Below are 26,547 nucleotides of genomic sequence, written 5' to 3'. Positions count from 1 at the left end.
CTCTTACTTTTTGTTATTGCACATCGGGAAGCCCATTGCCTCGCGAGAGGCGTAGTAAGCTTCAGCCACGGCTTTGGTCAGGGTACGAATGCGCAGAATATAGCGCTGACGCTCTGTTACCGAGATCGCTTTGCGGGCATCCAGCAGGTTGAAGCTGTGTGCCGCTTTAAGAATGCGTTCGTAGGCGGGCAGTGGCAGCGGTTTTTCCAGCGCCAGCAGATGCTGCGCCTCTTTCTCATACTGCTCGAAGCAGGTAAAGAGGAAATCAACGTCGGCGTATTCGAAGTTATAGGTGGATTGCTCCACTTCGTTCTGATGGAACACGTCGCCGTAGGTGGTTTTGCCCAGCGGACCGTCGCTCCACACCAGATCGTAAACGCTGTCGACGCCCTGGATGTACATCGCCAGACGCTCCAGACCGTAGGTGATCTCGCCGGTCACCGGCTTACACTCCATGCCGCCAACCTGCTGGAAGTAGGTGAACTGCGTCACTTCCATGCCGTTGAGCCACACTTCCCAGCCGAGTCCCCAGGCACCCAGCGTCGGGTTTTCCCAGTTATCTTCCACGAAGCGAATGTCATGCACCGTCGGGTCCATACCCAGCTCTTTCAGCGAGCCAAGATAGAGCTCCTGAATGTTGTCCGGTGAGGGTTTGATGATCACCTGGAACTGGTAATAGTGTTGCAGGCGGTTCGGGTTTTCACCGTAGCGGCCATCGGTAGGACGGCGTGATGGCTGCACGTAAGCGGCGGCGATCGGCTCCGGGCCGAGTGCGCGCAGGCAGGTCATCGGGTGTGAAGTGCCAGCGCCCACTTCCATGTCCAGCGGTTGGACAATGGTGCAGCCCTGACGCGCCCAGTAATCCTGCAAGGTCAGGATCAGCCCCTGAAAGGTTTTGGTATCAAACTTTTGCATGTTGAGTGTGCACGCGCTTCGGTTAGATTAAAAAAAGAGGCCGACAGTATACCCTTTGACCGCGCGATGTGCAGCCGTAAATCCCAGGCGCTACCGGCGCGTTTTCGCGGTGATTCAGGGCGCTGGCATACAGATGGCTCCGAATCCTGCTGGCAGCAGTTGTTGCTCTGGTCGCATTTGGCTACCCTTTTGCGCACGGACGCGATGCGCAAGAGGATGCCATGCCGCAGAAGATTTACTGGATCGATAATTTACGCGCGGTTGCCTGTCTGATGGTGATCGTGATTCATACCACCACCTGGTATATCACCGGGCCGATGGCGGTGACTGGCATCACCTGGGATGCGGCTAATCTGCTGAACTCAGCATCACGCGTCTGTGTTCCGCTGTTCTTTATGATCTCCGGCTATCTGTTTTTCGGCGAACGCAGCGCCCAGCCGCGCCATATGCTCCGGCTGGTGCTCTGTCTGTTGTTCTACAGCGCGGTATCGCTGGCCTATATCACCTGGCTGACCCCCATCAGCGAAGGGCGATCAATCCTGAAGATGCTGCAGAAGCCGGTGTTTTATCACCTGTGGTTCTTCTTTGCGCTGATCGGCATCTATCTGCTGTCGCCCCTGATCCAGGTAAAAACCGTGCAGGCGCGCTACGTGGTGCTGCTGGTGCTGGTGCTGGCGGTGCTCGCCAATCCCAATACGGTCAGCCAGTCGCTGGGGTCATTTCACTTTCTGCCGGTTAATCTCTATGTCAGCGGTGACAGTATCTACTACCTGCTCTATGCGCTGCTGGGACGGGCTATCGGCACGATGGAAACGACCCGCCGCGGCCTGACGCCGCTGGCTGCCGGGCTGTTTATCGCCTGTGTGATTGGCATTACGTTAGGGACGAAACAGGCGTTGATCGTCAACGGGGCGTTTAATGACACCTGGTATCTCTACTGCGGACCGCTGGTGTTTATCGCCGCGATCAGCCTGCTGATCGTGTTTAAAAACAGCCTGAACCAGCGCACGCTGCCGGGTTTAACGGTGATTGCACGCTATTCACTGCCGATCTACGGCTTTCATGCGCTGTTCATTCACTACCTGCGAACGCATCATTACGATGATATGTCACGTCCGTGGCTCGACCTGCCCTGGGTGTTCGGGCTGACGCTGGGCGGCAGCCTGCTGCTGGGTATGGCACTGAAACGCGTCGATACCCGTCACTTTGTCAGCTGATCGGCTTCACGCTGGCGGGCGCGCCGTAGCTGGCGCGCCGATGAAAACCCCGCCGCCAGCGCCGCTTTTTCGGCAGATTCACCCTGCTGCTGACGCTGGCGTGCCACGCCAACCCGCAGCTGCTCATGGTATTCACGCACGCTAATCCCCAGATGCTGGCGAAACAGCCGCGCCAGATGGCGGCTGCTGACATGCGTGCGTCCGGCCAGCTCGGTCAGGGTCCAACCGTGCTCAGGATGGGCAATCATCAGATCCTGCGCCCGGTGAATGGCCGGATGCATGTGGTTGCGGTAACGCAGCCACGGCGAAAGTTGCGGATCGTCACCGGCACGGCGAAACCAGACCACCATCTCCCGCGCTACCGCCAGCGCGGTTTGCGTATCGCAGAGCTGATTAATCAGATGCAGCGCCAGATCGATTCCCGCCGTGATGCCTGCGCTGGTCCAGATATTCTCATGCCCGACAAACACCCGGTTCTCCTGCACCCGTGCGCGCGGGGCCGCGGCTTTCAGACGGGCAATCACATCATGATGAGTGGTGCAGAGCACGTCATCCAGCATGCCTGCCTGCGCCGCCAGCAGCGCACCCGAGCAGACGCAGACCAGCATAAAGGTCTGCGCGCGCAGCGCGGCGTGCTGGCGCATCAGCCACTCGCGAGCCTCTCCGGCCTGCGGCGTGGCGTAACAGACCTGCGAGTCATAGACGCCAGGCACCACCAGCAGACTCCCGGCGGGCAACTGATCAGGTAACGGTTCGATGCCGCCAATGGTCATGCCGGTGGAGCAGACCACCTCCGGCTGCGGGCCGATGTAGCGCAGCATAAAGCGCTCGCCCGCCAGCTTCAGCGTCTCGGCCGGGCCGGTGAGATCCAGCGCCATCACGCCGGGCAGGGTTAAAAACCAGACGATGTGTGTCATGCTGGCCCGCGCTGCTACACCAGATCCCAGCCACGGGCGCGCCACAGCGCAGGCAGTTGCGCCATATCGTCGAAGCGCGTCACCAGCGGATGATCCAGTTCAGGGTTGTGCGGGTCAGCGCAGTAGTAGTAGACCGGAATGCCGGCGGCGATACCGGCGCGGGCGCCCGCTTCGGAGTCATCCACCAGAATGCAGCGCTCAATCGGTACCTGCATCTGTTCCGCCGCGTGGTACATCAGTTCCGGATCGGGCTTCCAGTGCAGAATGTCATAGCCGCTGTAGAGGTGCTCCGCAAACAGCGGCAGCATGCCGGTTAAGCCCAGCGAGTGCTGCATCTTTTTTACCGTCCCGTTTGAAACTACGCACATCGGCACCTTGATCTGCTCAACCAGCGCTTTCGCGCCCGGGATAGGCTGCAGTTGCTGATCAAACAGCCGCGCGACCTCTGCGCGATAAGCAGTCTCCACCTCTTCCATCGGTAGCGTCACCTGATGCGCGTCGCCGACGTCACGAATAATGTCGTAGAGTTTGACGCCCTTATACTTTTCAAACATCTGCTGCAGCGACAGTTCCAGGCCGTAACGGGCAAAGGTGTTGACGTAGGCCTGGGTACAGAGCAACTCACTGTCCACCAGCGTGCCATCGCAATCAAAAAAGACGCATTCTACTGACATCAGACTCTATCCTTCGATTCAGGGGTGTGCTCCACACTCTACCGCACTCAGCGCAGATTGCGAGACTGGCAATCGGTTGCGAAAAATCATTGTATTGCCCCGGTAAAATCGCCAGGATACGCGCCGATGATTTTTTCTTCTGGATGGATGGCATGAGCAAGCAAGGCGTTTTGCAGCGCATCTTCAGGCTGCAGGAACATGGCACCACGGTGCGCACCGAAGTGATCGCGGGTATCACCACCTTTCTGACGATGGTCTACATCGTCTTCGTCAATCCGCAGATCCTCGGCGTCGCCGGCATGGATACCCAGGCGGTGTTTGTGACCACCTGTCTGATTGCCGCTTTCGGCAGCATTCTGATGGGACTGTTTGCCAATCTGCCGGTGGCGCTGGCGCCCGCAATGGGGCTGAACGCCTTTTTTGCCTTTGTGGTGGTTGGCGCGATGGGCTATTCGTGGCAGGTGGGTATGGGCGCGATCTTCTGGGGTGCGGTCGGCCTGCTGATCCTGACGCTGCTGCGGGTTCGCTACTGGATGATTGCCAATATCCCGCTGAGCCTGCGCGTCGGCATTACCGCCGGTATCGGCCTGTTTATCGCCATGATGGGGCTGAAGAATGCCGGTATTATCGTGCCGAATCCCGATACCCTGGTGGCCGTGGGGAACCTGACCTCGCACAGCGTACTGCTGGGCGCGCTGGGCTTCTTTATCATCGCTATTCTGGCATCACGCAATATCCACGCGGCGGTGCTGATCTCGATGGTGGTTACTACCGCTATCGGCTGGATGCTGGGTGACGTGAAGTTTGTCGGCCTGTTCTCTGCGCCGCCTTCCATTACTTCTGTGGTCGGCCAGGTGGATATCAAAGGCGCCTTCAACATCGGCATGGCAGGCGTGATCTTCTCCTTTATGCTGGTCAATCTGTTCGACTCCTCCGGCACGCTGATTGGCGTCACCGATAAAGCGGGACTGACCGATGAAACCGGCACTTTCCCGCGCATGCAGCAGGCGCTCTATGTCGACAGCATCAGTTCAGTGAGTGGCGCGCTGGCAGGCACCTCATCCGTGACCGCCTATATCGAAAGCACCTCGGGCGTGGCGATTGGTGGCCGTACCGGCCTGATGGCCGTGGTCACCGGCCTGCTGTTCCTGCTGGTGACCTTCCTGTCACCGCTGGCCGCGATGGTGCCGTCCTACGCCGCTGCAGGCGCGCTGATTTACGTTGGGGTGTTAATGACCGCCAGCCTGTCGCGCGTTCGCTGGGATGATTTGACCGAAGCCGTTCCGGCGTTTGTGACCGCCGCCATGATGCCCTTCAGTTTTTCCATCACCGAAGGTATTGCGCTGGGATTCATTGCTTACTGCGTCATGAAGCTGGGTACTGGCCGCTGGCGTGAAATCAGCCCCTGCGTAGTGATTGTTGCTCTGCTGTTTGTGCTGAAGATTGTTTTTGTAGACGCGCACTAAGCGCATTCAGGGCCGCAACCTCCGGGTTGCGGCTTTTTACATTTCAGGATGCAGGCTGCGCTCGCTGGGCAGGCTGGTCAGCCGCAAAGCATGAGGCCCGATGTTGGGCTTACCCATCTCTATTTCGCGTAATGCGTGCCACTGAAAGGCGTTATCCATCTCCCACAGATGCAGACGCTGAGTCGCAGACGACAGCGCACACGACCAGACCAGCATGGGCTCCGCATCACACACCACCTGAATATCGGGATAGAGTGAAGATCGCAGCCGACCCGCACCGGGCAACAGGCGCAGCGAATCCAGTCCCCGATCGCCCTCTCCCGTCAGCTTGAGAATGCTCTGGCGTAATGTCCAGATCTGCGTCACCGCCTCCATGGCATCCTGCTGGGCATTGATCCAGGCGATCTCGCCCGAGGTTAATCCCTGAATCAGCTGCTCCTGAGTCTGACGGCTTCTGGCATGCACAATCTCCATATCCAGACCGGCACGCCCACCCTCTTCGGCCAGCAGCACACCCACCGTATTACCCGCATAGGCGATGCTGAAATCGGGCAGATCGCTGTCAGCAAAAACGGGGCGTCCGTTGTTCTGGATAAGCAGGCGCGGCAGCTCACTAATGCCATAAACCCGTAGCATCAGTTGTGCCAGCAGGGTACGGGCGGCAAGAAATCGCCCACGGCGTTTGTCAGCAAACTGCTGTGCCGTGTCGGTGATAGCCTGGGGAATGCGTAAATCATTAGCCGGGAAGCCGGGATCGCCCGTCCAGCGTACAAAATGACCAGCCATCTGTCGCTCCGTGAAAATGGTCAGATAATCATCAGAAGCATTGTAGGAATTTTCTTACCTTAATGCACCTTGCAACGCACAGATTGGGGTAAATTCGGATTAGGATGAGCAGAGTCGCGAGGGAGAGCTAACCGGACAGAAGCGTCACGATGCCCATCTTCAACAGCTTAAAGGAATTATTGTCGCTGCCTGTCAGCACAGAATAACAGGAGGGTCAGCCATGTTGCTGGACGAAATGGTGAAACGAGAGCGCAGCCTGCACAGTGCCAGGCGACGGGAACTGGCGTGGCTGGAGCAGATACTCCATCCTGACTTTTGTGAGATAACCCGTTCAGGACGCTTTGTGACTCGCGCGCAGACCATCGCGGCGCTGATAAAAGAAGATGCGATGCCCGATATGCTTAGTAGTAACTTTCAGCTGGTGAGCACGGGCGAGAGGAGTCTGATACTGCACTACCAGAGCTGTGATGCCGATGGCAGTCGGGCCGCACTGCGCGCCTCACACTGGCTGTGCGAGGGTCAGAACTGGCGAATGGTGTTTCATCAGGGGACGCCTGCAAAAAATGCTGCGCCGCTGAGCGGTTCGTGTGGTGGCTATCTGTTTTATAAGGTCATCCGCGTCGCGATTTGACTCGCGACGCGGGCAGCATCAGGCGAAACGACTCGCCTGCTCAAAGCTCAGTCGCGGCAGGCGCGGATGCAGTTTTGACGCGTCACCATAGCCGAGGTTAATCAGCAGGTTAACCTGATACTGACCGTCGGAGAAAAAGGCGTCATTGACTTTGGCCGGATCAAACCCGGACATCGGACCGGCATCCAGACCCAGCGAACGCGCCGCCAGAATCAGGTAGCCCGCCTGCAGGCTGCTGTTACGGAAAGCGGTCTCTTTTGCCGCTTCCGGGCTGCCGGTAAACCAGCTGCGCGCATCAGCATGGGGGAACAGGGCGGGCAGCTGCTCATAGAACTCGCGGTCCCAGGCCACAATCACCGTGACCGGCGCGCTCATGGTTTTTTCCAGATTGCCGGAAGAGAGTGCCGGTTTCAGCTTCTCTTTGCCTTCCGCCGAGGTCACGAAAACAAATCGCGCAGGCGAGCAGTTCGCCGAGGTCGGGCCCAGTGCCGTTAAAGCATAGAGCTGCTCCAGCAGGGCGTTATCGACGGGCTTAGCCTGCCAGTAACTGTGGGTGCGGGCGTCATTAAACAGCGTGTCCAGTGCGGCAGTGTCGAGCGGTGTACTCATGCAACTCTCCTGTTTCAGGCGAAAAAGTTCGCCCAACGGTGTTCACGTAGTGGGTTTGCGTCCGGTCCGGCGCGGCGGGATGAGGCGGGGATCACTCACCGCAATCCGTCGCCGCACGTCAGATCGGCGCTTCAACCGTTATACGGCAATGCCGTGCCGCCGCAAAATAACATATCAGCAAGAATCAACGCAGAGGCGGGAATAACAGGGGAGCAGCGTGGCAGGAAATCTGGCCTGACAGCAGGACGCTATCAGGCCAGCACGGTTATTTACCGATACAGAAGCTGGAGAAGATGCGACCCAGCAGATCGTCAGAAGTGAACTCGCCGGTGATCTCGCTTAACGCCTGCTGGGCAAGACGTAACTCTTCCGCCAGTAGCTCACCGGCCCAGGCACCGAGCAGCTGCGCTTTACCCTGCTGTAAGTGCGTTGCCGCCAGCTCCAGCGCCTGCAGATGACGGCGACGCGCCAGGAAGCCGCCTTCCATATTGCCGGCGAAGCCCATGCTCTGCTTCAGGTGATCGCGCAGCTCGTCCACGCCCGCGCTGGTGCGTGCCGACAGGCGAATCAGTGAGTGACCATTTACTTCTGTCAGACCGAGAGACTCACCGGTGACATCCGCCTTGTTGCGGACCACGGTAATCGGCAGTTCGGGCGGCAGACGGGAGACGAAATCGGGCCAGATCGCCGCCGCTTCGGTGGCATCGGTCGTCGTGCCGTCCACCATAAACAGCACGCGATCAGCCTGTTCGATCTCCTGCCAGGCGCGCTCAATCCCGATGCGCTCCACTTCGTCGCTGGCTTCACGCAGACCGGCGGTGTCGATGATATGCAGCGGCATGCCATCAATATGAATATGCTCACGCAGTACGTCACGGGTGGTGCCTGCGATATCCGTGACGATGGCGGCGTCACGGCCCGCCAGCGCATTCAGCAGGCTCGATTTGCCCGCATTAGGCCGGCCCGCAATCACCACTTTCATCCCTTCACGCAGCAGGCTGCCCTGACGTGCTTCGGCACGGACGGCATCCAGGTCGCCGATCACCGTATTCAGCTGCGCTTCGATTCTGCCGTCAGAGAGGAAATCGATCTCCTCATCCGGGAAGTCGATAGCGGCTTCGACATAGATCCGCAGGTGAGTGAGTGCTTCCACAAGATGATTGATACGGGTGGAGAAGACGCCCTGCAGGGAGTTCACTGCCGAACGCGCCGCCTGCTCAGAGCTGGCATCAATCAGGTCAGCAATCGCTTCGGCCTGCGCCAGATCGAGCTTGTCATTCAGAAACGCACGCTCTGAAAACTCACCCGGCTGAGCGATACGCACGCCAGGCAGCGCCACGATGCGCTTCAGCAGCAGGTCCAGGATCACCGGGCCGCCGTGGCCCTGCAGCTCCAGCACATCTTCACCAGTAAAGGAGTTAGGACCAGGAAACCACAGCGCAATGCCCTGATCCAGCACGCGGCCATCGCTATCGGTGAACGGCAGATAATCGGCGTAACGCGGCTTAGGCAGTTTGCCCAGTAGCTGGCGGGCGACCTCTGCCGCCTGGGCGCCAGAGACGCGCAGAATGCCTACGCCGCCGCGTCCGGGCGGCGTCGCCTGGGCAACAATGGTATCGCTGTGGCTCATAAATTTTCTCTCGCTACAAAAAACACAGGCGGTCGCTTTGACCGCCTGAGAATAGACTATTTTAGGGCGGGATTGCTCCCGCTCTGGATCGCTTACGCTTTCTTCTTGTCGCGGCTATGCAGACCACGTTTTTCCAGGCCGCGATAAATCAGCTGCTGCTGGAGAATGGTGACCAGGTTGCTGACGATGTAGTACAGCACCAGACCTGATGGGAACCACAGGAAGAACACGGTGAAAATCACCGGCATATACGTCATGATCTTCTGCTGCATCGGATCGGTCACGGTGGTCGGTGACATCTTCTGAATGAAGAACATGGTGATGCCCATCAGAATCGGCAGGATGTAGTACGGGTCCTGCGCTGACAGGTCATGGATCCACAGAATAAATGGCGCATGACGCAGTTCAACCGAGCCTGACAGCATGTAGTAAAGCGCCAGGAAGATTGGCATCTGAATCACCAGCGGCAGACAGCCACCCAGCGGATTCACTTTCTCTGCTTTATACAGCGCCATCATTTCCTGGCTCTGCTTCTGCTTGTCATCCCCCAGACGCTCACGCATCGCCTGAATTTTCGGCTGCAGCATGCGCATCTTCGCCATCGAGGTGTACTGCGCTTTGGTCAGCGGGTACATGATGCCGCGCACGATGAAGGTGATCACGATAATGGAGAAGCCCCAGTTACCGATGAAGCTGTGAATAAATTTCAGCAGTTTGAACAGCGGCTGAGAGATAAACCACAACCAGCCGTAATCTACGGTCAGATCAAGGTGCGGCGCAATCGCTGCCATCTTGTCCTGAATTTCCGGGCCGACCCACAGCGTTGCACCCAGATTCTGCTGTGCGCCCGCGGCAATGGTGACCGGTGCAGATTTATAGCCAATCGCCGCCACGCCATTACCCAGGTTGCTGGTGTAAAGGGTGTTGGTGCCTTCGGTACGCGGAACCCATGCCGTTGCAAAGTACTGCTGCAGCATCGCAACCCAGCCATTGCTGGTGGTGGCGTTCAGGTTCTCGTTATCCGCGATGGTGTCGAATTTATACTTCTCATATTTCGACTCGCTGGTGGAGTAGGCCGCGCCACGGAAGGTGTGCAGAGCAAAGTTGTTGCTGCCGGTATCACGATGCTTAGGCAGATCGATGGTCTGCTTCAGCTGGCCAAACAGCGACACTTCCAGCGGCTGCTGGGTGGTGTTGTTGACATGATAATCGACATTAACGGCATATTCGCCACGCTTGAAGATGAAGGTTTTGGTGTAAACCACGCCATTTTCAGCGGTGTAGGTCATCGGCACACGCAGTTCGGACTGGCCATCAGCCATCTCGAAGTGATCCTGCGCAGCGTTGAACAGCGGACGCGCGCCGTTGTTCGGGTTATCCGGGCCATTACGACCGGTCAAACCACTCTGTGCCTGATAAAGGAACGCTGGCGTTGTTTCAAGCAGCTGGAACGGCTGGTTAGAACCCAGTTTGTCCGGGAAAGTCAGCAGCTGTGCTTGTTCAACATCACCGCCTCGGGTGTTGATATTCAATGACAGGACATCAGTCTTAACGGTGATCGTCTGGCCCTGACCGCTGGCCGGTACACCCTGACTGGCGGTATCACCCGCTACGCTGTTTGTGCCTTGTGTGGTCTGCGTCTGCTGTGGCTGCGGAGCGTGGTCCGTCTGCCAGGCTTGCCAGATCATAAAGGTCACGAACAGAAAAGCGATGAGAAAGAGATTGCGTTGCGAATCCATCGTTAATGTTCTCTGGTATCAAAGGTTTTTGGCGGCACAGGATCGTCACCACCCGGGTTCAAGGGGTGGCATTTTAATACGCGTTTTAATGTCAACCAACTGCCTTTTATCAGGCCGAACCTGCGTAATGCCTCAATTCCGTAATGAGAGCAGGTCGGGTGAAACCGACAGTGTGGTCCCAGTAATGGACTGATGCCGCGTTGATAGACGCGTATCAGGACGATCAGGAGCCGCGCGCCAGGCGACAGTGACGACGCCATAATTTCTCCAACGCTTCCGCCAGCATACGGTTATCCAGATCGGCAACCCCCTTCTTCGCGACCACCACGAAGTCCATCGACGGCAGTTCATGTTGACGCAGACGAAAGCTTTCGCGGGTCAATCGCTTGATCCGGTTGCGTTCATGAGCGCGTTTCACATGTTTTTTAGCGACGGTGAGACCGATGCGGGGATGCCCCAGCGCGTTAAGGCGGCCGAGAATAGTAATTTGCGGCGTGCCAGCCCGTTGTGGCTGCTGGAAGACGAAAGTGAAATGAGTGGGAGTTAACAAACGTAACTCCCTGGGAAATGCGAGCTTACCCATCAGGGCTTGCTTTATTACTTAGAAACGGTCAGACGAGAACGGCCTTTAGCACGACGACGTGCCAGAACCTGACGACCATTTTTTGTTGCCATACGAGCACGGAAACCGTGTGAACGGTTGCGCTTCAGTACGGACGGTTGAAAAGTGCGTTTCATGGCGGTTTCTACCTAAACTTGAAAATTTTCACTGGGTGACGCGTTTCGGGCCAGAAAATCGACCTACGCCTCAATGTGTCTTTAATAAAGAGGCGGGATTGTAATAATTGTACAGTCCCGAGTCAATTTACTTCGCGTGTCATAGTGCCTGAAAACCCGCATACAGCCCGCAGAGTCCCGACTTTGCGCCTGATGGCTCAATGTCGGGTGGAGAATTATACGGGCTCCGCACTAAAGCGCAAGGATCGCACGGGATCTTATTGCGATCGGCTTGCCGGATCCTGGGGATAAAATGAGATGTCGCCCGAAATTTTAATGGATTGCGCCAGATCCCTGCTGGTTTTTCCCGCAACTGGCGTAAACTTCTTTGCGCGCCTCTGGCCTGTGGATAAAAAGGATCAAAACTGTGTAGAAAGGGAAGATCTCTGCCTCGCTTTGCGCTATGATCCGCCCTTCCGCTGACGATCCTCCGGTGATTGCAGGACGGAAAACCGCTGATAGCGGTCGCAGGCGCTTTCTTAGCGTCTGTGTCAAAAATGAACGTTTCTTAGAGTAACGCCTACTATTCTTTTCGAATTTGTACGAGTGGAGTCCGCCGTGTCACTTACGCTTTGGCAACAGTGTCTTGCCCGTTTGCAGGATGAGCTTCCTGCCACCGAATTCAGCATGTGGATCCGTCCACTGCAGGCTGAGTTAAACGACAATACGCTTGCCTTGTATGCTCCAAATCGCTTCGTACTCGACTGGGTTCGGGACAAATACCTTAATAGTATCAATGCACTGCTGAATGAATTCTGCGGTCCGAACGTGCCCACGCTGCGTTTTGAAGTGGGAACGCGCCCGGTTCAGCAGCAGGCGGCAGCGGTCAGCCAGCCTGTAATGGCCAGCGTCAGCGCGCCCGTGATGCCCGTACAGAGCCATATTCGTCCGGCCCCGACGCAGATCATGCGTCCCAGCTGGGATAATGTCCCGGCTCCGGCCGACGTCACCTATCGCTCAAATGTGAACAACCGTCATAACTTCGATAACTTCGTCGAGGGTAAATCTAACCAGCTGGCGCGCGCGGCGGCACGTCAGGTGGCGGATAATCCAGGCGGCGCTTACAACCCGCTGTTTCTGTATGGCGGCACCGGTCTCGGTAAAACGCACCTGTTGCATGCGGTGGGCAACGGCATCATTGCCCGAAAACCCAATGCAAAAGTGGTTTATATGCACTCCGAGCGCTTCGTGCAGGACATGGTTAAAGCACTACAGAACAATGCGATTGAAGAGTTCAAACGCTACTACCGTTCGGTAGATGCGCTGCTGATCGATGACATTCAGTTCTTTGCTAATAAAGAGCGATCGCAGGAAGAGTTCTTCCACACCTTTAATGCCTTATTAGAGGGCAATCAGCAGATCATCCTCACCTCGGATCGCTATCCAAAAGAGATCAACGGGGTGGAAGATCGTCTTAAATCACGTTTCGGCTGGGGTTTAACGGTGGCGATCGAGCCGCCTGAGCTGGAAACGCGTGTGGCGATCCTGATGAAAAAAGCGGATGAGAACGACATCCGTCTGCCTGGTGAAGTCGCCTTCTTTATTGCCAAGCGGTTACGCTCTAACGTGCGTGAGCTGGAAGGCGCGCTGAATCGCGTGATCGCCAATGCCAACTTTACTGGCCGGGCGATTACCATCGACTTCGTGCGCGAAGCGCTGCGCGATCTGCTGGCGCTGCAGGAAAAGCTGGTCACCATCGATAATATTCAGAAGACCGTGGCTGAGTACTACAAAATTAAGGTAGCGGATCTGCTTTCCAAGCGCCGTTCGCGCTCGGTGGCACGTCCGCGCCAGATGGCGATGGCGATGGCGAAAGAGTTAACCAACCATAGCCTGCCAGAAATTGGCGATGCTTTTGGGGGTCGCGACCATACAACGGTGCTTCATGCCTGCCGCAAGATTGAGCAGCTGCGTGAAGAGAGCCACGATATCAAAGAAGATTTCTCTAATCTCATCAGAACATTATCTTCCTGACGCTATGAAATTTATTGTTGAACGTGAGCAGCTGCTGAAGCCGCTGCAACAAGTAAGTGGTCCCCTGGGTGGTCGTCCGACGCTGCCGATCCTTGGAAACCTGCTGCTGCAGGTAACTGAAGGTTCGCTGTTGCTGACCGGTACCGATCTGGAAATGGAGATGGTCGCACGCGTGGCGCTGACTCAGGCACATGAGCCTGGATCCACCACCGTTCCGGCGCGTAAATTCCTCGATATCTGTCGCGGATTGCCGGATGGCGCAGAAATTACTCTGGCACTGGAAGGCGATCGCATGCTGGTGCGCTCTGGCCGCAGCCGTTTTTCGCTGTCGACCCTGCCCGCCAGTGACTTCCCCAATCTTGACGACTGGCAGAGTGAAGTTGAATTTACCCTGCCGCAGGCAACGCTGAAACGGCTGATTGAAGCGACCCAGTTTTCGATGGCGCATCAGGATGTGCGTTACTACCTCAACGGCATGATGTTTGAAACCGAAGGGGAAGAGCTGCGCACCGTGGCCACTGACGGTCACCGTCTGGCTGTCTGCTCCATGCCGATTGGTCAGGCGCTGCCGAGTCATTCGGTGATTGTGCCGCGTAAAGGCGTGATTGAACTGCTGCGTCTGCTGGATGGCGGCGATACACCTCTGCAGGTTCAGATTGGCGGCAGCAATATCCGTGCGCATGTCGGCGACTACATCTTTACCTCTAAGCTGGTTGATGGCCGTTTCCCCGATTATCGTCGCGTATTGCCGAAGAATCCCGACAAAGCGCTGGAAGCGGGCTGCGATCTGCTCAAACAGGCCTTTGCCCGCGCCGCTATCCTCTCTAACGAGAAGTTCCGCGGTGTTCGCCTCTATATCACCGAAAATCAGCTGAAGATCACCGCCAATAACCCTGAACAGGAAGAAGCGGAAGAGATGCTGGATGTCAGCTATAACGGCACGGAACTGGAGATTGGCTTCAACGTCAGTTACGTGCTGGATGTGCTGAACGCGCTTAAGTGCGAAAACGTCCGTCTGCTGCTGACCGATTCAGTGTCGAGCGTGCAGATTGAGGATGTGGCGAGCCCGGCAGCGGCCTATGTCGTCATGCCCATGCGCTTGTAGAATATATCGGCCTGGCTTACTTGCCATTCTGATTCCGGGCAGTGCTCGCCCCTGGTCACATACTTCAGTATGCTCCCAGGGCCTGCGCGCTGGCCGGAACCAGACTGGCGGCGACGCCGACGGCCTGGTGACTGAAGTATCGGGCAAACCTGCTTCGCCGTCGACGTCCTGGATTGTTAAAGGTAAGACCTGAATTTTTACAAGGCAAAACCATTTCATCCCGATCATTGCCCTTCACGCTGGACTGATTCATGGCTTTAACCCGCCTTCTTATCAAAGATTTTCGTAATATTGAGCAGGCTGACCTGCAGCTGGCACCCGGCTTTAATTTCCTGGTCGGCGCCAACGGCAGTGGTAAAACCAGCGTTTTAGAAGCGATTCATACTCTGGGGCATGGCCGTTCGTTTCGCAGCCTGCAGGCGGGACGCGTCATTCGTCACGACGAGGCGGCGTTTGTGCTGCATGGGCGTCTGGAAAACAAAGAGCGGGAAATTTCAGTCGGGCTGACCAAAAACCGTGCCGGTGACAGCAAAGTGCGCATTGATGGCAGCGATGGTCACAAGGTCGCGGAGCTGGCGCAGCTGTTGCCGATGCAGTTAATCACCCCTGAAGGCTTTAGTTTGCTGAATGGCGGCCCCAAATATCGCAGAGCCTATGTCGACTGGGGCTGCTTTCATAACACCCCCGGCTTTTTTAACGCCTGGAACAACATGCGCCGCCTGCTTAAACAGCGGAACGCGGCGCTGCGCCAGGTCTCACGTTACAGCCAGATTCGTCCCTGGGATCAGGAGCTGGTTCCGCTGGCTGAACAGATCAGCCAGTGGCGGGCGGAATACAGCGCGGCGATTTCAGCGGAAATCACCGCCACCTGTGGCCAGTTTCTGCCGGAATTTGAGCTGCGCTTCTCATTCCAGCGTGGCTGGGACAAAGAGAGCGACTACGCCGAACTGCTGGAACGTAACTTCGAGCGCGATCGCGCACTGACCTATACCGCCAGCGGCCCCCATAAAGCGGATTTTCGTATTCGGGCTGAAGGGACGCCGGTAGAAGATTTACTCTCACGCGGGCAGTTAAAACTGCTGATGTGTGCATTGCGTCTGGCACAGGGCGAGTTCCTGACAAGCCAGAGCGGACGCCGCTGTATTTACCTCATTGATGACTTTGCTTCTGAGCTGGATGAGAGCCGCCGACGCCTGTTGGCGGAACGGTTAAAAGCCACTCAGGCTCAGGTGTTTGTCAGCGCAATTTCTGCCGGACATGTAATCGACATGACCGACGAAAAGGGCAAGATGTTCCGCGTGGAACAGGGTAAAATAGCGGTTCAACCTGAAGATTAAAATGAGCGAGAAACGTTGATGTCGAATTCTTATGACTCCTCAAGTATTAAAGTCCTGAAAGGACTTGATGCGGTACGCAAACGCCCGGGCATGTATATCGGCGATACCGATGACGGTACCGGTCTGCATCACATGGTATTCGAGGTCGTGGATAACGCAATCGACGAAGCGCTCGCTGGTCACTGTAGTGACATTGTGGTCACCATCCATGCCGATAACTCCGTATCGGTGCAGGATGATGGACGCGGCATTCCTACCGGTATTCACGAAGAAGAGGGCATTTCTGCCGCTGAAGTGATCATGACCGTGCTGCATGCTGGCGGTAAGTTCGATGATAACTCCTATAAAGTCTCCGGCGGCCTGCACGGCGTGGGCGTCTCCGTGGTTAACGCCCTGTCGCAGAAGCTGGAGCTGACCATTCGTCGCGAAGGCAAAGTGCATCAGCAGATTTACGTCCATGGCGTACCGCAGGCACCACTGGCGGTGACGGGTGAGACCGACATTACCGGGACCCGTGTGCGTTTCTGGCCGAGCCACGAAACCTTTACCAACGTGCGCGATTTTGAGTATGACATCCTGGCGAAACGCCTGCGTGAACTCTCATTCCTGAACTCCGGCGTGTCGATTCGTCTGGATGATAAGCGTGATGGCAAAAGCGATCACTTCCACTATGAAGGCGGCATCCGGGCGTTTGTTGAGTACCTCAACAAAAACAAAACCCCGATTCACCCTACCGTGTTCTATTTCTCTACCGAGAAAGATGGCATTGGTGTGGAAGTGGCGCTGCAGTGGAACGACGGCTTCCAGGAAAATATCTACTGCTTTACCAACAACATCCCACAGCGCGACGGCGGTACACACCTCGCCGGTTTCCGTTCAGCGATGACCCGTACCCTGAATGCCTACATGGAAAAAGAGGGTTACAGCAAGAAGGCCAAAGTCAGCGCCACCGGTGATGATGCCCGTGAAGGTCTGATCGCTGTGGTTTCGGTGAAAGTGCCGGATCCTAAATTCTCCTCGCAGACCAAAGATAAACTGGTCTCCTCCGAGGTGAAAACAGCGGTTGAGCAGCAGATGAATGAGCTGCTGGCTGAATACCTGCTGGAAAATCCATCAGACGCCAAAATTGTAGTCGGCAAAATTATTGACGCTGCCCGTGCCCGTGAAGCGGCACGCCGCGCCCGTGAAATGACTCGCCGTAAAGGCGCGCTGGACCTGGCGGGTCTGCCCGGCAAACTGGCGGATTGCCAGGAGCGCGACCCGGCGCTGTCTGAAATCTACCTGGTGGAGGGTGACTCCGCAGGCGGCTCGGCCAAACAGGGCCGTAACCGTAAAAACCAGGCGATTCTGCCGCTGAAAGGTAAGATTCTTAACGTTGAGAAAGCGCGTTTCGACAAGATGCTCGCCTCCCAGGAAGTGGCCACGCTGATCACCGCGCTGGGCTGCGGTATTGGTCGCGACGAGTACAACCCGGACAAGCTGCGCTATCACAGCATCATCATCATGACCGATGCCGACGTCGATGGTTCGCACATCCGTACCCTGCTGCTGACCTTCTTCTATCGTCAGATGCCTGAAATCATTGAGCGCGGCCACGTTTATATCGCCCAGCCGCCACTCTATAAAGTGAAGAAAGGCAAGCAGGAGCAGTACATCAAAGATGATGAAGCGATGGATCAATACCAGATCGCTATCGCGCTTGATGGCGCGACGCTGCACACCAATGCCAGCGCGCCGGCGCTGGGCGGTGAGCCGCTGGAGACGCTGGTCACTGACTTCAACAGCACCCAGAAGATGATCAAGCGTATGGAGCGCCGTTATCCGATGGCCATGCTGCGTGCGATGATTTATCACGACACGCTGAGCGACCTGACCAGCGAAGCAGAGGTTACAACCTGGCTGAATGGTCTGGTGAGCTATCTGACTGAACGCGAAGCGCATGGCAGCACCTATCTGGCACAGGTGCGTGAAAACCGCGAATCAAACCTGTTCGAGCCGGTACTGCGCGTCCGTACCCACGGTGTAGATACTGACTATCCGCTGGATGCTGATTTCATTCAGGGTCCTGAGTACCGCAAAATCTGCGCCCTGGGCAGCAAGCTGCGTGGTCTGCTGGAAGAAGATGCTTATATCGAGCGTGGCGAGCGTCGTCAGCCAGTGGCAAGCTTCGAACAGGCGATTGAGTGGCTGATTAAAGAGTCGCGTCGTGGCCTCTCGGTCCAGCGCTACAAAGGTCTGGGCGAGATGAACCCGGAGCAGCTGTGGGAAACCACCATGGATCCAGACAGCCGTCGTATGCTGCGCGTCACCATTAAAGATGCGATTGGCGCTGATCAGCTGTTTACTACCCTGATGGGCGATGCGGTTGAACCGCGCCGCGCCTTCATCGAAGAAAATGCGCTGAAAGCCGCCAATATCGATATTTAACCGGCATCAGAGATGAAAGGCCATCACCCAGGTGATGGCCTTTTTTTTGTGCCGTCCGGGCGGAAAACCCGCCAGGGCGTGCCTTCCTGCCCGCATGCTGCGATCCCGATCACGTTTTAACCCGGTCAGCTCCCTTACTCTTGCCCCTCTTTGCGCATTTACCGCGCACTATTCCACACAGGGAGTAACACCATGATTGTTTGCGATCGTCACGACTGGGACAGAGAACGTCACGCCTTTCATCCGGTAGTCGATCAGGCGATAAGCTGGATTGCCAGCACAGATTTCAGCCAGCTGGAAACCGGCAAATATGAGATCCTACCCGACAACAAAATGTTCTGTCTGGTGCAGGAGATGATGACCGAACCGGCCAGCGCACGTAAAGCGGAGTCCCACTTCAACTACATCGATATTCAGTATCTGCTGGCAGGCACCGAAAATATTGGCGTGGCCCGCGCCCATCCCGACCAGCACATCACCGAAGATTTTGCCCAGCAGCGAGACGTCGTTTTTTATCAGAAGATATTGAATGAGTCTGTGATTACGCTGATGCCCGGCATGTTCGCGCTCTTTTTCCCGCACGATATTCATCGTCCCTGCTGCGCCCCTGGCGAACCCGCAACAATCCGAAAAGCCGTGATTAAAATCCACCGCGATCTCTTTACCGCCTGAAGCTGGCGGTCAGCTGGCCGTTCTCGCCTGCCATGAAACTGGTCAATGTGCGCTGAATCGCGCTAGCATTGAACAAAACCCAGACGCTACGAGGACTCTATGGCTATTAAATTGATCGCTATCGACATGGATGGCACCCTGCTCAACCCGCAACATGAGATCACACCGGCGGTGAAATCCGCCCTGGATCGCGCCCGTCAGCAAGGGGTGTCGATTGTGCTGACCACCGGCCGGCCGTTTGTAGGTATCCAGCGCTATCTCATGGAACTGGATATGCAGACGCCCGGCCAGTACGCGATCAGCAACAACGGTGCGCTGGTTCATCAGGCCGAAGATGGTGAGTGCGTGGCGGAAGTGACGCTGACCTTTGACGACTACCTCTACATCGAGAACCTGGCACGTGAGCTTGGCGTACATTTCCAGGCATTCGACAAAACCCATCTCTATACCCCTAACAAAGACATCAGCGAATACACCATCCATGAAGCGAGCCTGACCGGCATTCCGGTGCGCTACCGCGCGGTGGAGGAGATGGATCGTGCCATGCGCTTCCCGAAACTGATGATGATCGACCGGCCTGCCCTGCTAGACGCGGCGATTGCCCGCCTGCCCGGGCATGCTCAGCAGACCTACACCATCCTGAAGAGCGCGCCTTATTACCTCGAAATCCTCGATCGTCGGGTGAATAAAGGCCAGGGCGTCAAAATGCTGGCTGAGAAGCTCGGCCTGAAGCAGGAAGAAGTAATGGCGATTGGCGATCAGGAGAATGACCTGGCGATGATCGAATACGCAGGAACGGGTGTCGCAATGGGGAATGCCATTGACTCTGTTAAGAAAATTGCTCAGTTCATCACCAAAACCAATATGGAAGATGGCGTCGCGCATGCCATCGAAGAGTTAGTGCTGTAACGGCCTGTTCTCTGCCGGGCCGCTTCGGCCCGGATCCCCTAACCCGGCAAAAATGCTGCACCGCAAAACAGAATCGCGTAATTTGTCGGGCAACTCTTTCTCCGTGGGTTTCATCATGTCAGAAAAACAGATCACCTTTGCTGCCCGTCAGCATCAGCTCACCAATATTAATGTCTGGACTGCCGACAGCCAGTGGCTGGCGTTTGACGTTCGTCCATCGGGCGCGTCGTTTACCAGTCAGACCATTGAGCGGGTCAATGTGATGACCGGTGAGGTGGAGGTGCTCTATCAGGCCCGACATGGTGCCCATGTCGGCGTCGTCACGGTCAGTCCCGTCCTGCCACCGCGCTACGTCTGCATTCATGGCCCGGAACATCCCGATGCCAGCTGGCAGTATGACTTCCACCACCGGCGCGGGGTAATCGTTCAGAACGGTGCGGCGGTGAATCTGGATGCCTGCGATATCACGCCACCGTTTACTCCTGGCGCGCTGCGTGGCGGCTCGCATGTACATGTCTTCAGTCCCGACGGTTCTCGCCTGAGCTTTACCTACAATGACCACGTGATGCACGAACTGGATAGCCGGCTCGATCTGCGCAACGTCGGCATCGCGGTGCCCCTTTGCGCGGTAACGCCCGAAAAGCAACATCCGCGCGAATATGACGGCACCTTTTTTTGCCTGCTGGTGAGCCAGACGCATGCGGAACCGCTGCCAGGCAGTGACCAGATTAATCGTGCCTGTGAGGAGTGCTGGGTCGGTGAGCGTGGCTACCAGAAGCCGGACGGCAGCTGGCAGCGCTGGGCGATCGCCTTTATTGGCGACACGCTGACGGCGCAGGGTGAAAAACGGCCTGAAGTTTTTATTGTTGATCTGCCTGATGCGCTGGAGAATTACGCCCGCGCCGGAGAGATGCCGCTGGAGGGCAGCAGCCAGCAGTTACCTGCGCCACCGGCTGGCGTGCAGCAGCGTCGCCTGACGCACAGCCGTGGCGTGGCTCTGCAACCACGCCACTGGCTGCGCGCCGCACCGGATGGCAGCCAGATAGCGTTTCTGATGGCGGATGCCGCAGAGGTGATCCAGCTCTGGACGGTCTCCCCCAACGGCGGCGAACCGCGTCAGATCACCCGACTCAGCCACAGCATTCAGTCCGCCTTTAGCTGGCATCCTGACGGCCAGGCGATCGCTTTTATCTGCGATAACAGCGTGATGCGATGTGACGTTGAGAGCGGCGCATGTCAGCGTCTGCCCCGCAGAACAGAAGAGGCGCCATCAGGTGACGCGGTGGTCTGGTCACCGGATGGTACACAGATTGCTTATATGCGTGAGGTGAATGGCTGGCGGCAACTCTTTACGGTTGCGGCAGTGACCGCATAGGGGGCATAGGCTGCGCCTGCGCCAGGCTTTCCTGCGTATGCGCCAGCCTTTCGCTCTGCAGGATGCGTTCACGTGGAGAGTCGAGAGATTTATCTTTGTCGCTGCGGTAGTAGTCCCACGGCAGCAGCAGCGTATCCAGCACGGCAGAGAAAGGAAGATCGATTAACGCCAGCGGCTTCAATGCCCAGCTGGTATCACCATCGGACAGCATGTCAGCGCTGGCACGGGTGCCTGGATAGTAGCCCTGACTCGCACCTGTGTGAGACATCACGCTGGAACAGCCGGTTGTTGCCATTGCGCAGCACACCACTCCAGCCAGAGGTAAGGTCTTCATCAATTTCATCATCATCATCCCTTCAGTCATGGCATAAGCCTGGCTGAGTTTGCTTGCCAGACAACGTCAACACTCTGGGGCGAAGTCCGTCTGGGTCTGGCAAAAGTAGTCCTGAGTGTATGCCATTTCCACAATTTGGCGAAAAAAATTGCATTTCACCCTCTTGAAAATGGTCTTGTGGCACCCATTTTTAGTTTACGGACGCACTCACCGTTGCCGCAAGGGACAGTGGGGTGCCATATCCAGCCTGTCCAGTAGTGGAAGGTTGCCAAAACTTGCTGAAATTCAGGAGTCTTAATATGCGTAATTTTGATCTCACCCCACTTTATCGCTCTGCTATCGGTTTTGATCGCCTGTTTAACCTGCTCGAATCTAATCAGAATCAGAGCAATGGCGGCTATCCTCCCTATAACGTTGAACTGGTCGATGAAAATCACTATCGCATTACTATTGCGGTGGCCGGTTTTGCTCAGAGTGAACTGGATATCACGGCGCACGATAACGTGCTGATCGTGCGGGGTGCCCATCCTGAAGAGCAGACCGAGCGTAAATACCTGTATCAGGGTATCGCCGAGCGTAACTTCGAGCGTAAATTCCAGCTCGCCGACCACATTGTGGTGCGCGATGCCCGTCTCGAGAATGGTCTGCTGAGCATCGATCTTGAACGTCTGGTGCCGGAAGAGGCGAAGCCACGCCGTATTGAGATTCTGAAGTAATATTGAGGTTCTGAAACAGTCATTAAAAACGCCGCGTTAGCGGCGTTTTTTTTGCCCTTATATCTGAAGGCGGACTTGTCCTTACGACTGCGTTCGCATCGCTAAGCGCTGACCCAGCACGCCACCAAACACATTGACCAGCAGTCCCAGTATAATCACCACCGCACCCAGCATCTGCTGCCCGGAGAGATGCTCATCCAGCACCAGCGCGGCGGTAATAATCCCCACCACCGGCACCAGCAGCGACAGCGGCGCGACGCGCCAGGTTTCGTAGCGACTCAGCAGATTCCCCCAGATGGCGTAACCCACAATGGTGGCGACAAATGCCAGATAGAACAGCGCCAGCACGGTCTGCAGGCCGATATGCAGCAGGCTGTAAACGATGCCGGCCTGACCATCAAACAGCAGCGAACAGGCAAAGAAAGGAACGATCGGCACCAGCGCACTCCAGACCACCAGTGACATGATCGGCACGCTGCGGTTCCGCATAATAATCTTATTGGTGATATTACCCAGCCCCCATGAGAGCGCCGCCGACAGCGTCAGCATCATGGTGGTCAGCGTAATACCGGCGCTGGTCTGCCCTTCCATGCCTGCCGTTGCCAGCAAAAACATCCCCAGCGTAGCGATGATAATCCCGACGATATGATTCCAGCGCAGCTTCTCCGCCAGCAACAACGCGCCCAGCAATAGGGTAAAGAATGCCTGCGCCTGCAGCACCAGCGAGGCCAGACCGGCAGGCATGCCGAGCTTGATCGCCAGGAACAGAAAGGCGAACTGACCAAAACTGATGGTCATGCCATACACCACCAGCCAGCGCAGCGGAATCGGCGGGCGACGGACAAAGAAAATGGCGGGAAAGGCGACCAGGGTAAAACGCAGCCCGGCGAGCAAAAAAGGCGGCATACCCTGCAGCCCCAGCTTGATCACCACAAAATTGACGCCCCACGCCACCACCACGCACAGCGCTAACAGCATATCTTTTACCGACATCAGAAACTCCTTGTCCTGCCGTCAGGCGGTGACCGCAATCGGGGTCGCGATATCGGCACAGCAGCCTTCACCCACGATGCGAAAATAATCATCTACAGCCAGCGCGATCGACTTCTCCAGCTCGCCCGCGTTAAACCATAACGTTCCGACCTGTTGCAGCCGGGTATCCACCCGCAGCGCCAGCCGGTCATCAAAACTAAACGGCGGTACCGCGCCCATCACACAGCCCGTCAGCGCCTGCGCCAGCTCCGGAGCGGCGAAAGAGGATTTTTTGCCGCCGATGGCGCGCGCCGCACTTTTGAAATTGATCCGGCAGTCGCCCGGCACTATCGCCAGCAGCTGACGCGATGGCGCACCATCCGGCATGCTGACCTCCAGCACCATCGCTTTGGCCGCCTGGCCCAGCAGGTTACCGCGTATCTGGCTGATCTGTTCGGTCTGCCCTATCGCCTCATGTTCCACCACGCGGTAGCTGGCCTGCTGCTGATCCAGCAGCGCAGTAATTTTTTCAAACGTCGTCATTCCCTTCTCCTGTTCTGGCACAGCCCGGCTTAGCTCCAGGCGATAGCGTGTTTCATTTTTTTATCGGTCAGCCCGAAAAAGAAACCCATGGTGATACGGGTATCGCCTTCGACCCGATCGATCTCATGATAAAACGCAGGATTAAACAGATAGATATCGCCACTGCGTGGTGAAAATTCGCAGATCTCGCTGTTTTCGATCACCCCACTGCGATAACCCAGCTCCCCGACGGTTTTGAACTGCTCATCCTCCGGCGACCACTTTTTGTTGTAGATACGCAGTGCTCCGCCCGCGTTGCACTCCTGCAGGCAGACTACGCAGCTGAGCTGATGCAGGATTTGCGTCACCACCAGCGAGGTCTCTGCGGCGTCGCGCACGATATTGTCGTTATGCAGCGGGTTCGCGACGCCATTGGCATGAAAGCGCACGATAGAACCGGCATAGTCTCCACAACCCGGTTCGTGGGCGATGCGTAAACTTTCCAGCCGCAGCGCATGCTGAACCCAGCAGTAAATCTGTTCGCGCAGCGTATTCAGCGAGGGCGGCAACGCCGGCTGGATATCGCGCAGCTCGGTAAAGTAGTTATCGGGAGCCGCAGTATGACGCGCCAGATAGGGGCCGAGCGTGGTCAGCGCGCCATTGGGATAGTGGGAGACACGGATCTTTTCCCGGCAGCTCTGCAGGTCAGTCACCACCGCTTCCCGCACCTCTGGCGTCAGGAAATTACGCAGCACCAGCAGCGGCACCCGTGCGGTGACGATGTCATCCAGCCAGGTCGATTCCACAAACATGTTGGGGTTAATCACGCGGAACTGATTGAAAATTGCCATGTTTATCACTCCCTAAACGGTATTTCATAGAGTTCATGATTGTTCATTCGCCGCCAGTTGCCAGCGCTGCCTGGTATTGCCACGGGTTCAGAGGCGATCAGCGTGCAACCATCCTGTTGCTGAAAATGCATCGTAAAATAGTCGGGCCAGGGCGTGTCGTGCGGATACCACTGCCACGCCCAGGCTTTGTCACGGGTGACGAAAATGGCATTCCCTGCGCTGCCGCCCGGCTCTACCTGCGCCATCTTTGTGCGCAGATAGTCGCGGGTGAAATCGGCAGGCGTGGTCTGATCCACCAGATAACGCAGATACTCTTCTGAATCGAAGTGCGATTCGGCCAGACCGAGCTGGCGGTAAATCGTCGGCAGAAAGCCGTTATGCATCATGTACCACTGATGTCCGGCGCTGTTGCGCCACAGCGGATGAGAAAACGCCAGTCCCTGATTTTTACTCAGCGTGGCGTGCCGCACATGCACCGCCAGAAACCGGCTGCGCAGCCGATCCACATCGATACCGGGCAGCGCTTCTGCGAACGCGCCGGTGCCGTGCAGGGTACGAATCTCACCCTCTTCGAGCCACAGACAGCCCCAGCCGTTAGGGTGTGATTTGATCGGGCCATCGTGTTCGGCGCTTTCACCGCAGCTCATGGCGCGCGCCGCCTCCAGAATCTCTGCGCTGTCGAACCGGCCATGCGCCAGAATCATCCTGCACATACTTTATCTCTCCCGGCCGCCACCGGCTGCGCGGCAATCACCTGCTGAAAAGTGGTCATAATCGGCTCACGCGCTGTGGCCGTCAGGCTGAAAGTGGCCAGAATGCCCGCGTGACGCGTCAGGTCGGCATAGAGCGATGAGCGTGACGAAACCTGTAACGCAGGCAATCTGAGTGGCGGTAACAGCGCGCCCTGCTGATGCTGATCGATCCAGCGTTCGGCAGCCTGCAGCTGCGCCGGTTGCCGCAACCGCAGCTGGCCGACCGCACCGGGTGTGGTGAAGGCAAAGACAGGTAACGCGCCACCCGCCTCCAGCCGGAAGGTGACTTCCGCCCAGTTGATGCCGGTCGCCTCCTGCACCAGCGTCGCCACACCCATGCCGGAGAGCCGGAACCCCATCTCCAGGAAATGCGGCACGCCGTTGACCACAATAAAATCGATATGAAATGCACCCTGACGGTAGCCAAAGGTTTCGCAACAGAATGTCATCAGGCTGCTGAACGAGACCGGCAGGGCCGCTGCCGCCATCGCCACATGCCCCGACTCATAAAAGCTGACGCAGCCCTCAGCATCCCGGTGCTGCTCAATCACCTTCTGGCAGCAGGTCAGCGCCTGGGGATGTCCCTGATGCACCACGCCCTGCAACGAAAACTCATCGCCGATCAGCGCGCTTTCCACAATAAAGCCGCTGAAGCCGCGTCCGCCGTAGTTCATGGTCTGCACCAGCTGTTTCACTACGCTATGCAGCTGATCGGCATGCTCAATCAGCCAGATACCCAGGCCGCCGCCGCCATCCACCGGTTTTACGACGCAGGGATAGATCAGCGCCTGTCCGGCATCCAGAATGCTGAGCGGCGAGGCGAAAAAGCGGAACTCCGGCTGCGGGAAGCGCGGCCAGGCTTTTTTCAGCGCCATACGCTGCGCATATTTATCCAGCGGAATAAAGGCGGCGGGCGCATCCGGCCCGGCCAGCATCTCGCGCAGTCGTCCGGCGCTGGCGTTGTAGGCTTCAAAGCCCGCCAGCACCACCAGCGGATGCGCCAGTAAACCGGCGTGCAGATAGGCCTGCATCACCTCCCAGGGATTCTCGGGTCGATCGAGGCGAATGATCAGATCAAATGGCAGAGCCAGGCTTAACGACTGGTAATCGACGAAATCACCCATTTCAGCCAGCACGGTAAAATAGCCGTCGCGCTTCGCCACCGCGCAGTAAGGATTTTGCCCGTCGCGGGTGGCGCCAATTTGCAGAAAAATCTTTTTCATCGCCTCGCCTTACCGGG

The 26,547-nt window shown here is 57.0% G+C and carries 27 protein-coding genes; 11 read left to right on the top strand and 16 right to left on the bottom strand.

Features of this window, described 5'->3' with window-relative positions; translation table 11 throughout:
• Positions 1–3 precede the first annotated feature (3 nt).
• On the bottom strand, positions 4–915 hold the full coding sequence (gene glyQ / locus AC6I8B_RS00340; protein WP_010258942.1) for a glycine--tRNA ligase subunit alpha: 912 nt from the start codon (positions 913–915) through the stop codon (positions 4–6).
• 221 nt (positions 916–1,136) lie between these two features.
• Between glyQ and AC6I8B_RS00335 the strand changes: the two genes are divergently transcribed.
• Positions 1,137–2,132 carry an acyltransferase gene (locus AC6I8B_RS00335; protein WP_157354083.1) on the top strand — a complete coding sequence of 332 codons (996 nt, stop codon included), beginning with the start codon at positions 1,137–1,139 and terminating at the stop codon, positions 2,130–2,132.
• On the opposite strand, the gene AC6I8B_RS00330 is transcribed toward AC6I8B_RS00335, so the two are convergent.
• Complete coding sequence (locus tag AC6I8B_RS00330) at positions 2,117–3,049, bottom strand: GlxA family transcriptional regulator (RefSeq protein WP_157354086.1); 933 nt, start codon at positions 3,047–3,049, stop codon at positions 2,117–2,119. The two genes, AC6I8B_RS00335 and AC6I8B_RS00330, sit on opposite strands and share 16 nt — an antisense overlap.
• A gap of 14 nt (positions 3,050–3,063) precedes the next feature.
• Entirely contained in the window at positions 3,064–3,723 is a 660-nt protein-coding gene (yieH, locus tag AC6I8B_RS00325; protein ID WP_010258939.1) for a 6-phosphogluconate phosphatase, read from the bottom strand.
• Between the two features lie 152 nt (positions 3,724–3,875).
• Here yieH and AC6I8B_RS00320 point away from each other — a divergent pair, with 152 nt between their 5' ends.
• A complete protein-coding gene (locus AC6I8B_RS00320; protein WP_010258938.1) occupies positions 3,876–5,189 on the top strand; it encodes an NCS2 family permease in 1,314 nt (437 codons plus the stop codon).
• Between the two features lie 36 nt (positions 5,190–5,225).
• Here the strand turns inward: AC6I8B_RS00320 and AC6I8B_RS00315 are convergent, their stop codons facing one another.
• On the bottom strand, positions 5,226–5,975 hold the full coding sequence (locus tag AC6I8B_RS00315; RefSeq protein WP_157354091.1) for a 4'-phosphopantetheinyl transferase family protein: 750 nt from the start codon (positions 5,973–5,975) through the stop codon (positions 5,226–5,228).
• A 220-nt stretch (positions 5,976–6,195) separates the two neighbouring features.
• Here AC6I8B_RS00315 and AC6I8B_RS00310 point away from each other — a divergent pair, with 220 nt between their 5' ends.
• Positions 6,196–6,606, top strand: coding sequence for a nuclear transport factor 2 family protein (locus tag AC6I8B_RS00310; RefSeq protein WP_157354094.1), 411 nt, complete (start codon positions 6,196–6,198; stop codon positions 6,604–6,606).
• A gap of 18 nt (positions 6,607–6,624) precedes the next feature.
• Here AC6I8B_RS00310 and AC6I8B_RS00305 read toward each other — a convergent pair whose 3' ends face one another.
• The 6 genes from AC6I8B_RS00305 to rpmH all read right to left on the bottom strand — a co-directional run bounded on the left by AC6I8B_RS00305 (position 6,625) and on the right by rpmH (position 11,322).
• Positions 6,625–7,215: a malonic semialdehyde reductase gene (locus tag AC6I8B_RS00305; protein WP_157354097.1), complete on the bottom strand. Its 591-nt coding sequence runs from the start codon at positions 7,213–7,215 to the stop codon at positions 6,625–6,627.
• A gap of 265 nt (positions 7,216–7,480) precedes the next feature.
• Positions 7,481–8,845, bottom strand: coding sequence for a tRNA uridine-5-carboxymethylaminomethyl(34) synthesis GTPase MnmE (gene mnmE / locus AC6I8B_RS00300; protein WP_010258935.1), 1,365 nt, complete (start codon positions 8,843–8,845; stop codon positions 7,481–7,483).
• Between the two features lie 92 nt (positions 8,846–8,937).
• Entirely contained in the window at positions 8,938–10,584 is a 1,647-nt protein-coding gene (gene yidC, locus AC6I8B_RS00295) for a membrane protein insertase YidC (protein WP_010258933.1), read from the bottom strand.
• Between the two features lie 2 nt (positions 10,585–10,586).
• The gene (yidD, locus tag AC6I8B_RS00290) at positions 10,587–10,844 is read right to left on the bottom strand and encodes a membrane protein insertion efficiency factor YidD (protein ID WP_008926397.1); all 258 of its coding nucleotides are present in this window, start codon (positions 10,842–10,844) and stop codon (positions 10,587–10,589) included.
• Positions 10,808–11,167: a ribonuclease P protein component gene (gene rnpA / locus AC6I8B_RS00285; RefSeq protein WP_008926396.1), complete on the bottom strand. Its 360-nt coding sequence runs from the start codon at positions 11,165–11,167 to the stop codon at positions 10,808–10,810. Before rnpA ends, yidD begins: the two co-directional genes overlap by 37 nt.
• Before the next feature lie 14 nt (positions 11,168–11,181).
• Positions 11,182–11,322, bottom strand: a complete 141-nt coding sequence (gene rpmH, locus AC6I8B_RS00280; RefSeq protein ID WP_003849659.1) for a 50S ribosomal protein L34 — start codon at positions 11,320–11,322, stop codon at positions 11,182–11,184.
• Positions 11,323–11,919: 597 nt separating this feature from the next.
• Here rpmH and dnaA point away from each other — a divergent pair.
• From dnaA to AC6I8B_RS00245, 7 genes are all read left to right on the top strand, one after another.
• Positions 11,920–13,335 (top strand): chromosomal replication initiator protein DnaA, encoded by a 1,416-nt coding sequence (gene dnaA / locus AC6I8B_RS00275; RefSeq protein WP_010671615.1) that lies wholly within the window; start codon positions 11,920–11,922, stop codon positions 13,333–13,335.
• Positions 13,336–13,339: 4 nt separating this feature from the next.
• Positions 13,340–14,440 (top strand): DNA polymerase III subunit beta, encoded by a 1,101-nt coding sequence (gene dnaN / locus AC6I8B_RS00270; protein ID WP_010258930.1) that lies wholly within the window; start codon positions 13,340–13,342, stop codon positions 14,438–14,440.
• A 251-nt stretch (positions 14,441–14,691) separates the two neighbouring features.
• Positions 14,692–15,777 (top strand): DNA replication/repair protein RecF, encoded by a 1,086-nt coding sequence (gene recF, locus AC6I8B_RS00265; RefSeq protein ID WP_010258927.1) that lies wholly within the window; start codon positions 14,692–14,694, stop codon positions 15,775–15,777.
• 18 nt (positions 15,778–15,795) lie between these two features.
• Positions 15,796–18,204 (top strand): DNA topoisomerase (ATP-hydrolyzing) subunit B, encoded by a 2,409-nt coding sequence (gene gyrB, locus AC6I8B_RS00260; RefSeq protein ID WP_010258926.1) that lies wholly within the window; start codon positions 15,796–15,798, stop codon positions 18,202–18,204.
• A gap of 192 nt (positions 18,205–18,396) precedes the next feature.
• Positions 18,397–18,876 (top strand): NanQ anomerase/TabA/YiaL family protein, encoded by a 480-nt coding sequence (locus AC6I8B_RS00255; RefSeq protein WP_010258925.1) that lies wholly within the window; start codon positions 18,397–18,399, stop codon positions 18,874–18,876.
• 99 nt (positions 18,877–18,975) lie between these two features.
• A complete protein-coding gene (gene yidA / locus AC6I8B_RS00250; RefSeq protein WP_010258924.1) occupies positions 18,976–19,785 on the top strand; it encodes a sugar-phosphatase in 810 nt (269 codons plus the stop codon).
• 115 nt (positions 19,786–19,900) lie between these two features.
• Positions 19,901–21,160, top strand: coding sequence for a YidR family protein (locus AC6I8B_RS00245; protein ID WP_497817554.1), 1,260 nt, complete (start codon positions 19,901–19,903; stop codon positions 21,158–21,160).
• Here the strand turns inward: AC6I8B_RS00245 and AC6I8B_RS00240 are convergent.
• Positions 21,135–21,503, bottom strand: coding sequence for a YceK/YidQ family lipoprotein (locus tag AC6I8B_RS00240; RefSeq protein WP_223564587.1), 369 nt, complete (start codon positions 21,501–21,503; stop codon positions 21,135–21,137). The two genes, AC6I8B_RS00245 and AC6I8B_RS00240, sit on opposite strands and share 26 nt — an antisense overlap.
• Before the next feature lie 290 nt (positions 21,504–21,793).
• Between AC6I8B_RS00240 and ibpA the strand changes: the two genes are divergently transcribed.
• Positions 21,794–22,210: a small heat shock chaperone IbpA gene (ibpA, locus tag AC6I8B_RS00235; RefSeq protein WP_010258920.1), complete on the top strand. Its 417-nt coding sequence runs from the start codon at positions 21,794–21,796 to the stop codon at positions 22,208–22,210.
• A gap of 81 nt (positions 22,211–22,291) precedes the next feature.
• Here ibpA and AC6I8B_RS00230 read toward each other — a convergent pair whose 3' ends face one another.
• From AC6I8B_RS00230 to AC6I8B_RS00210, 5 genes are read right to left on the bottom strand one after another with little or no spacing between them, the layout of a single operon-like run.
• Entirely contained in the window at positions 22,292–23,203 is a 912-nt protein-coding gene (locus AC6I8B_RS00230; protein ID WP_406548576.1) for an EamA family transporter, read from the bottom strand.
• 21 nt (positions 23,204–23,224) lie between these two features.
• Positions 23,225–23,725: a YbaK/EbsC family protein gene (locus AC6I8B_RS00225; RefSeq protein ID WP_031591028.1), complete on the bottom strand. Its 501-nt coding sequence runs from the start codon at positions 23,723–23,725 to the stop codon at positions 23,225–23,227.
• 29 nt (positions 23,726–23,754) lie between these two features.
• On the bottom strand, positions 23,755–24,555 hold the full coding sequence (locus tag AC6I8B_RS00220; RefSeq protein ID WP_497817553.1) for a 2OG-Fe(II)-dependent halogenase WelO5 family protein: 801 nt from the start codon (positions 24,553–24,555) through the stop codon (positions 23,755–23,757).
• 5 nt (positions 24,556–24,560) lie between these two features.
• On the bottom strand, positions 24,561–25,268 hold the full coding sequence (locus AC6I8B_RS00215) for a class II glutamine amidotransferase (RefSeq protein ID WP_497817552.1): 708 nt from the start codon (positions 25,266–25,268) through the stop codon (positions 24,561–24,563).
• Positions 25,256–26,530, bottom strand: coding sequence for an ATP-grasp domain-containing protein (locus AC6I8B_RS00210; protein WP_010671607.1), 1,275 nt, complete (start codon positions 26,528–26,530; stop codon positions 25,256–25,258). Before AC6I8B_RS00210 ends, AC6I8B_RS00215 begins: the two co-directional genes overlap by 13 nt.
• Positions 26,531–26,547: the final 17 nt, after the last annotated feature.

Source organism: Pantoea sp. X-Soil-ISGK-285 (assembly GCF_059730815.1).
This window is presented reverse-complemented; position numbering and strand designations above follow the sequence as displayed.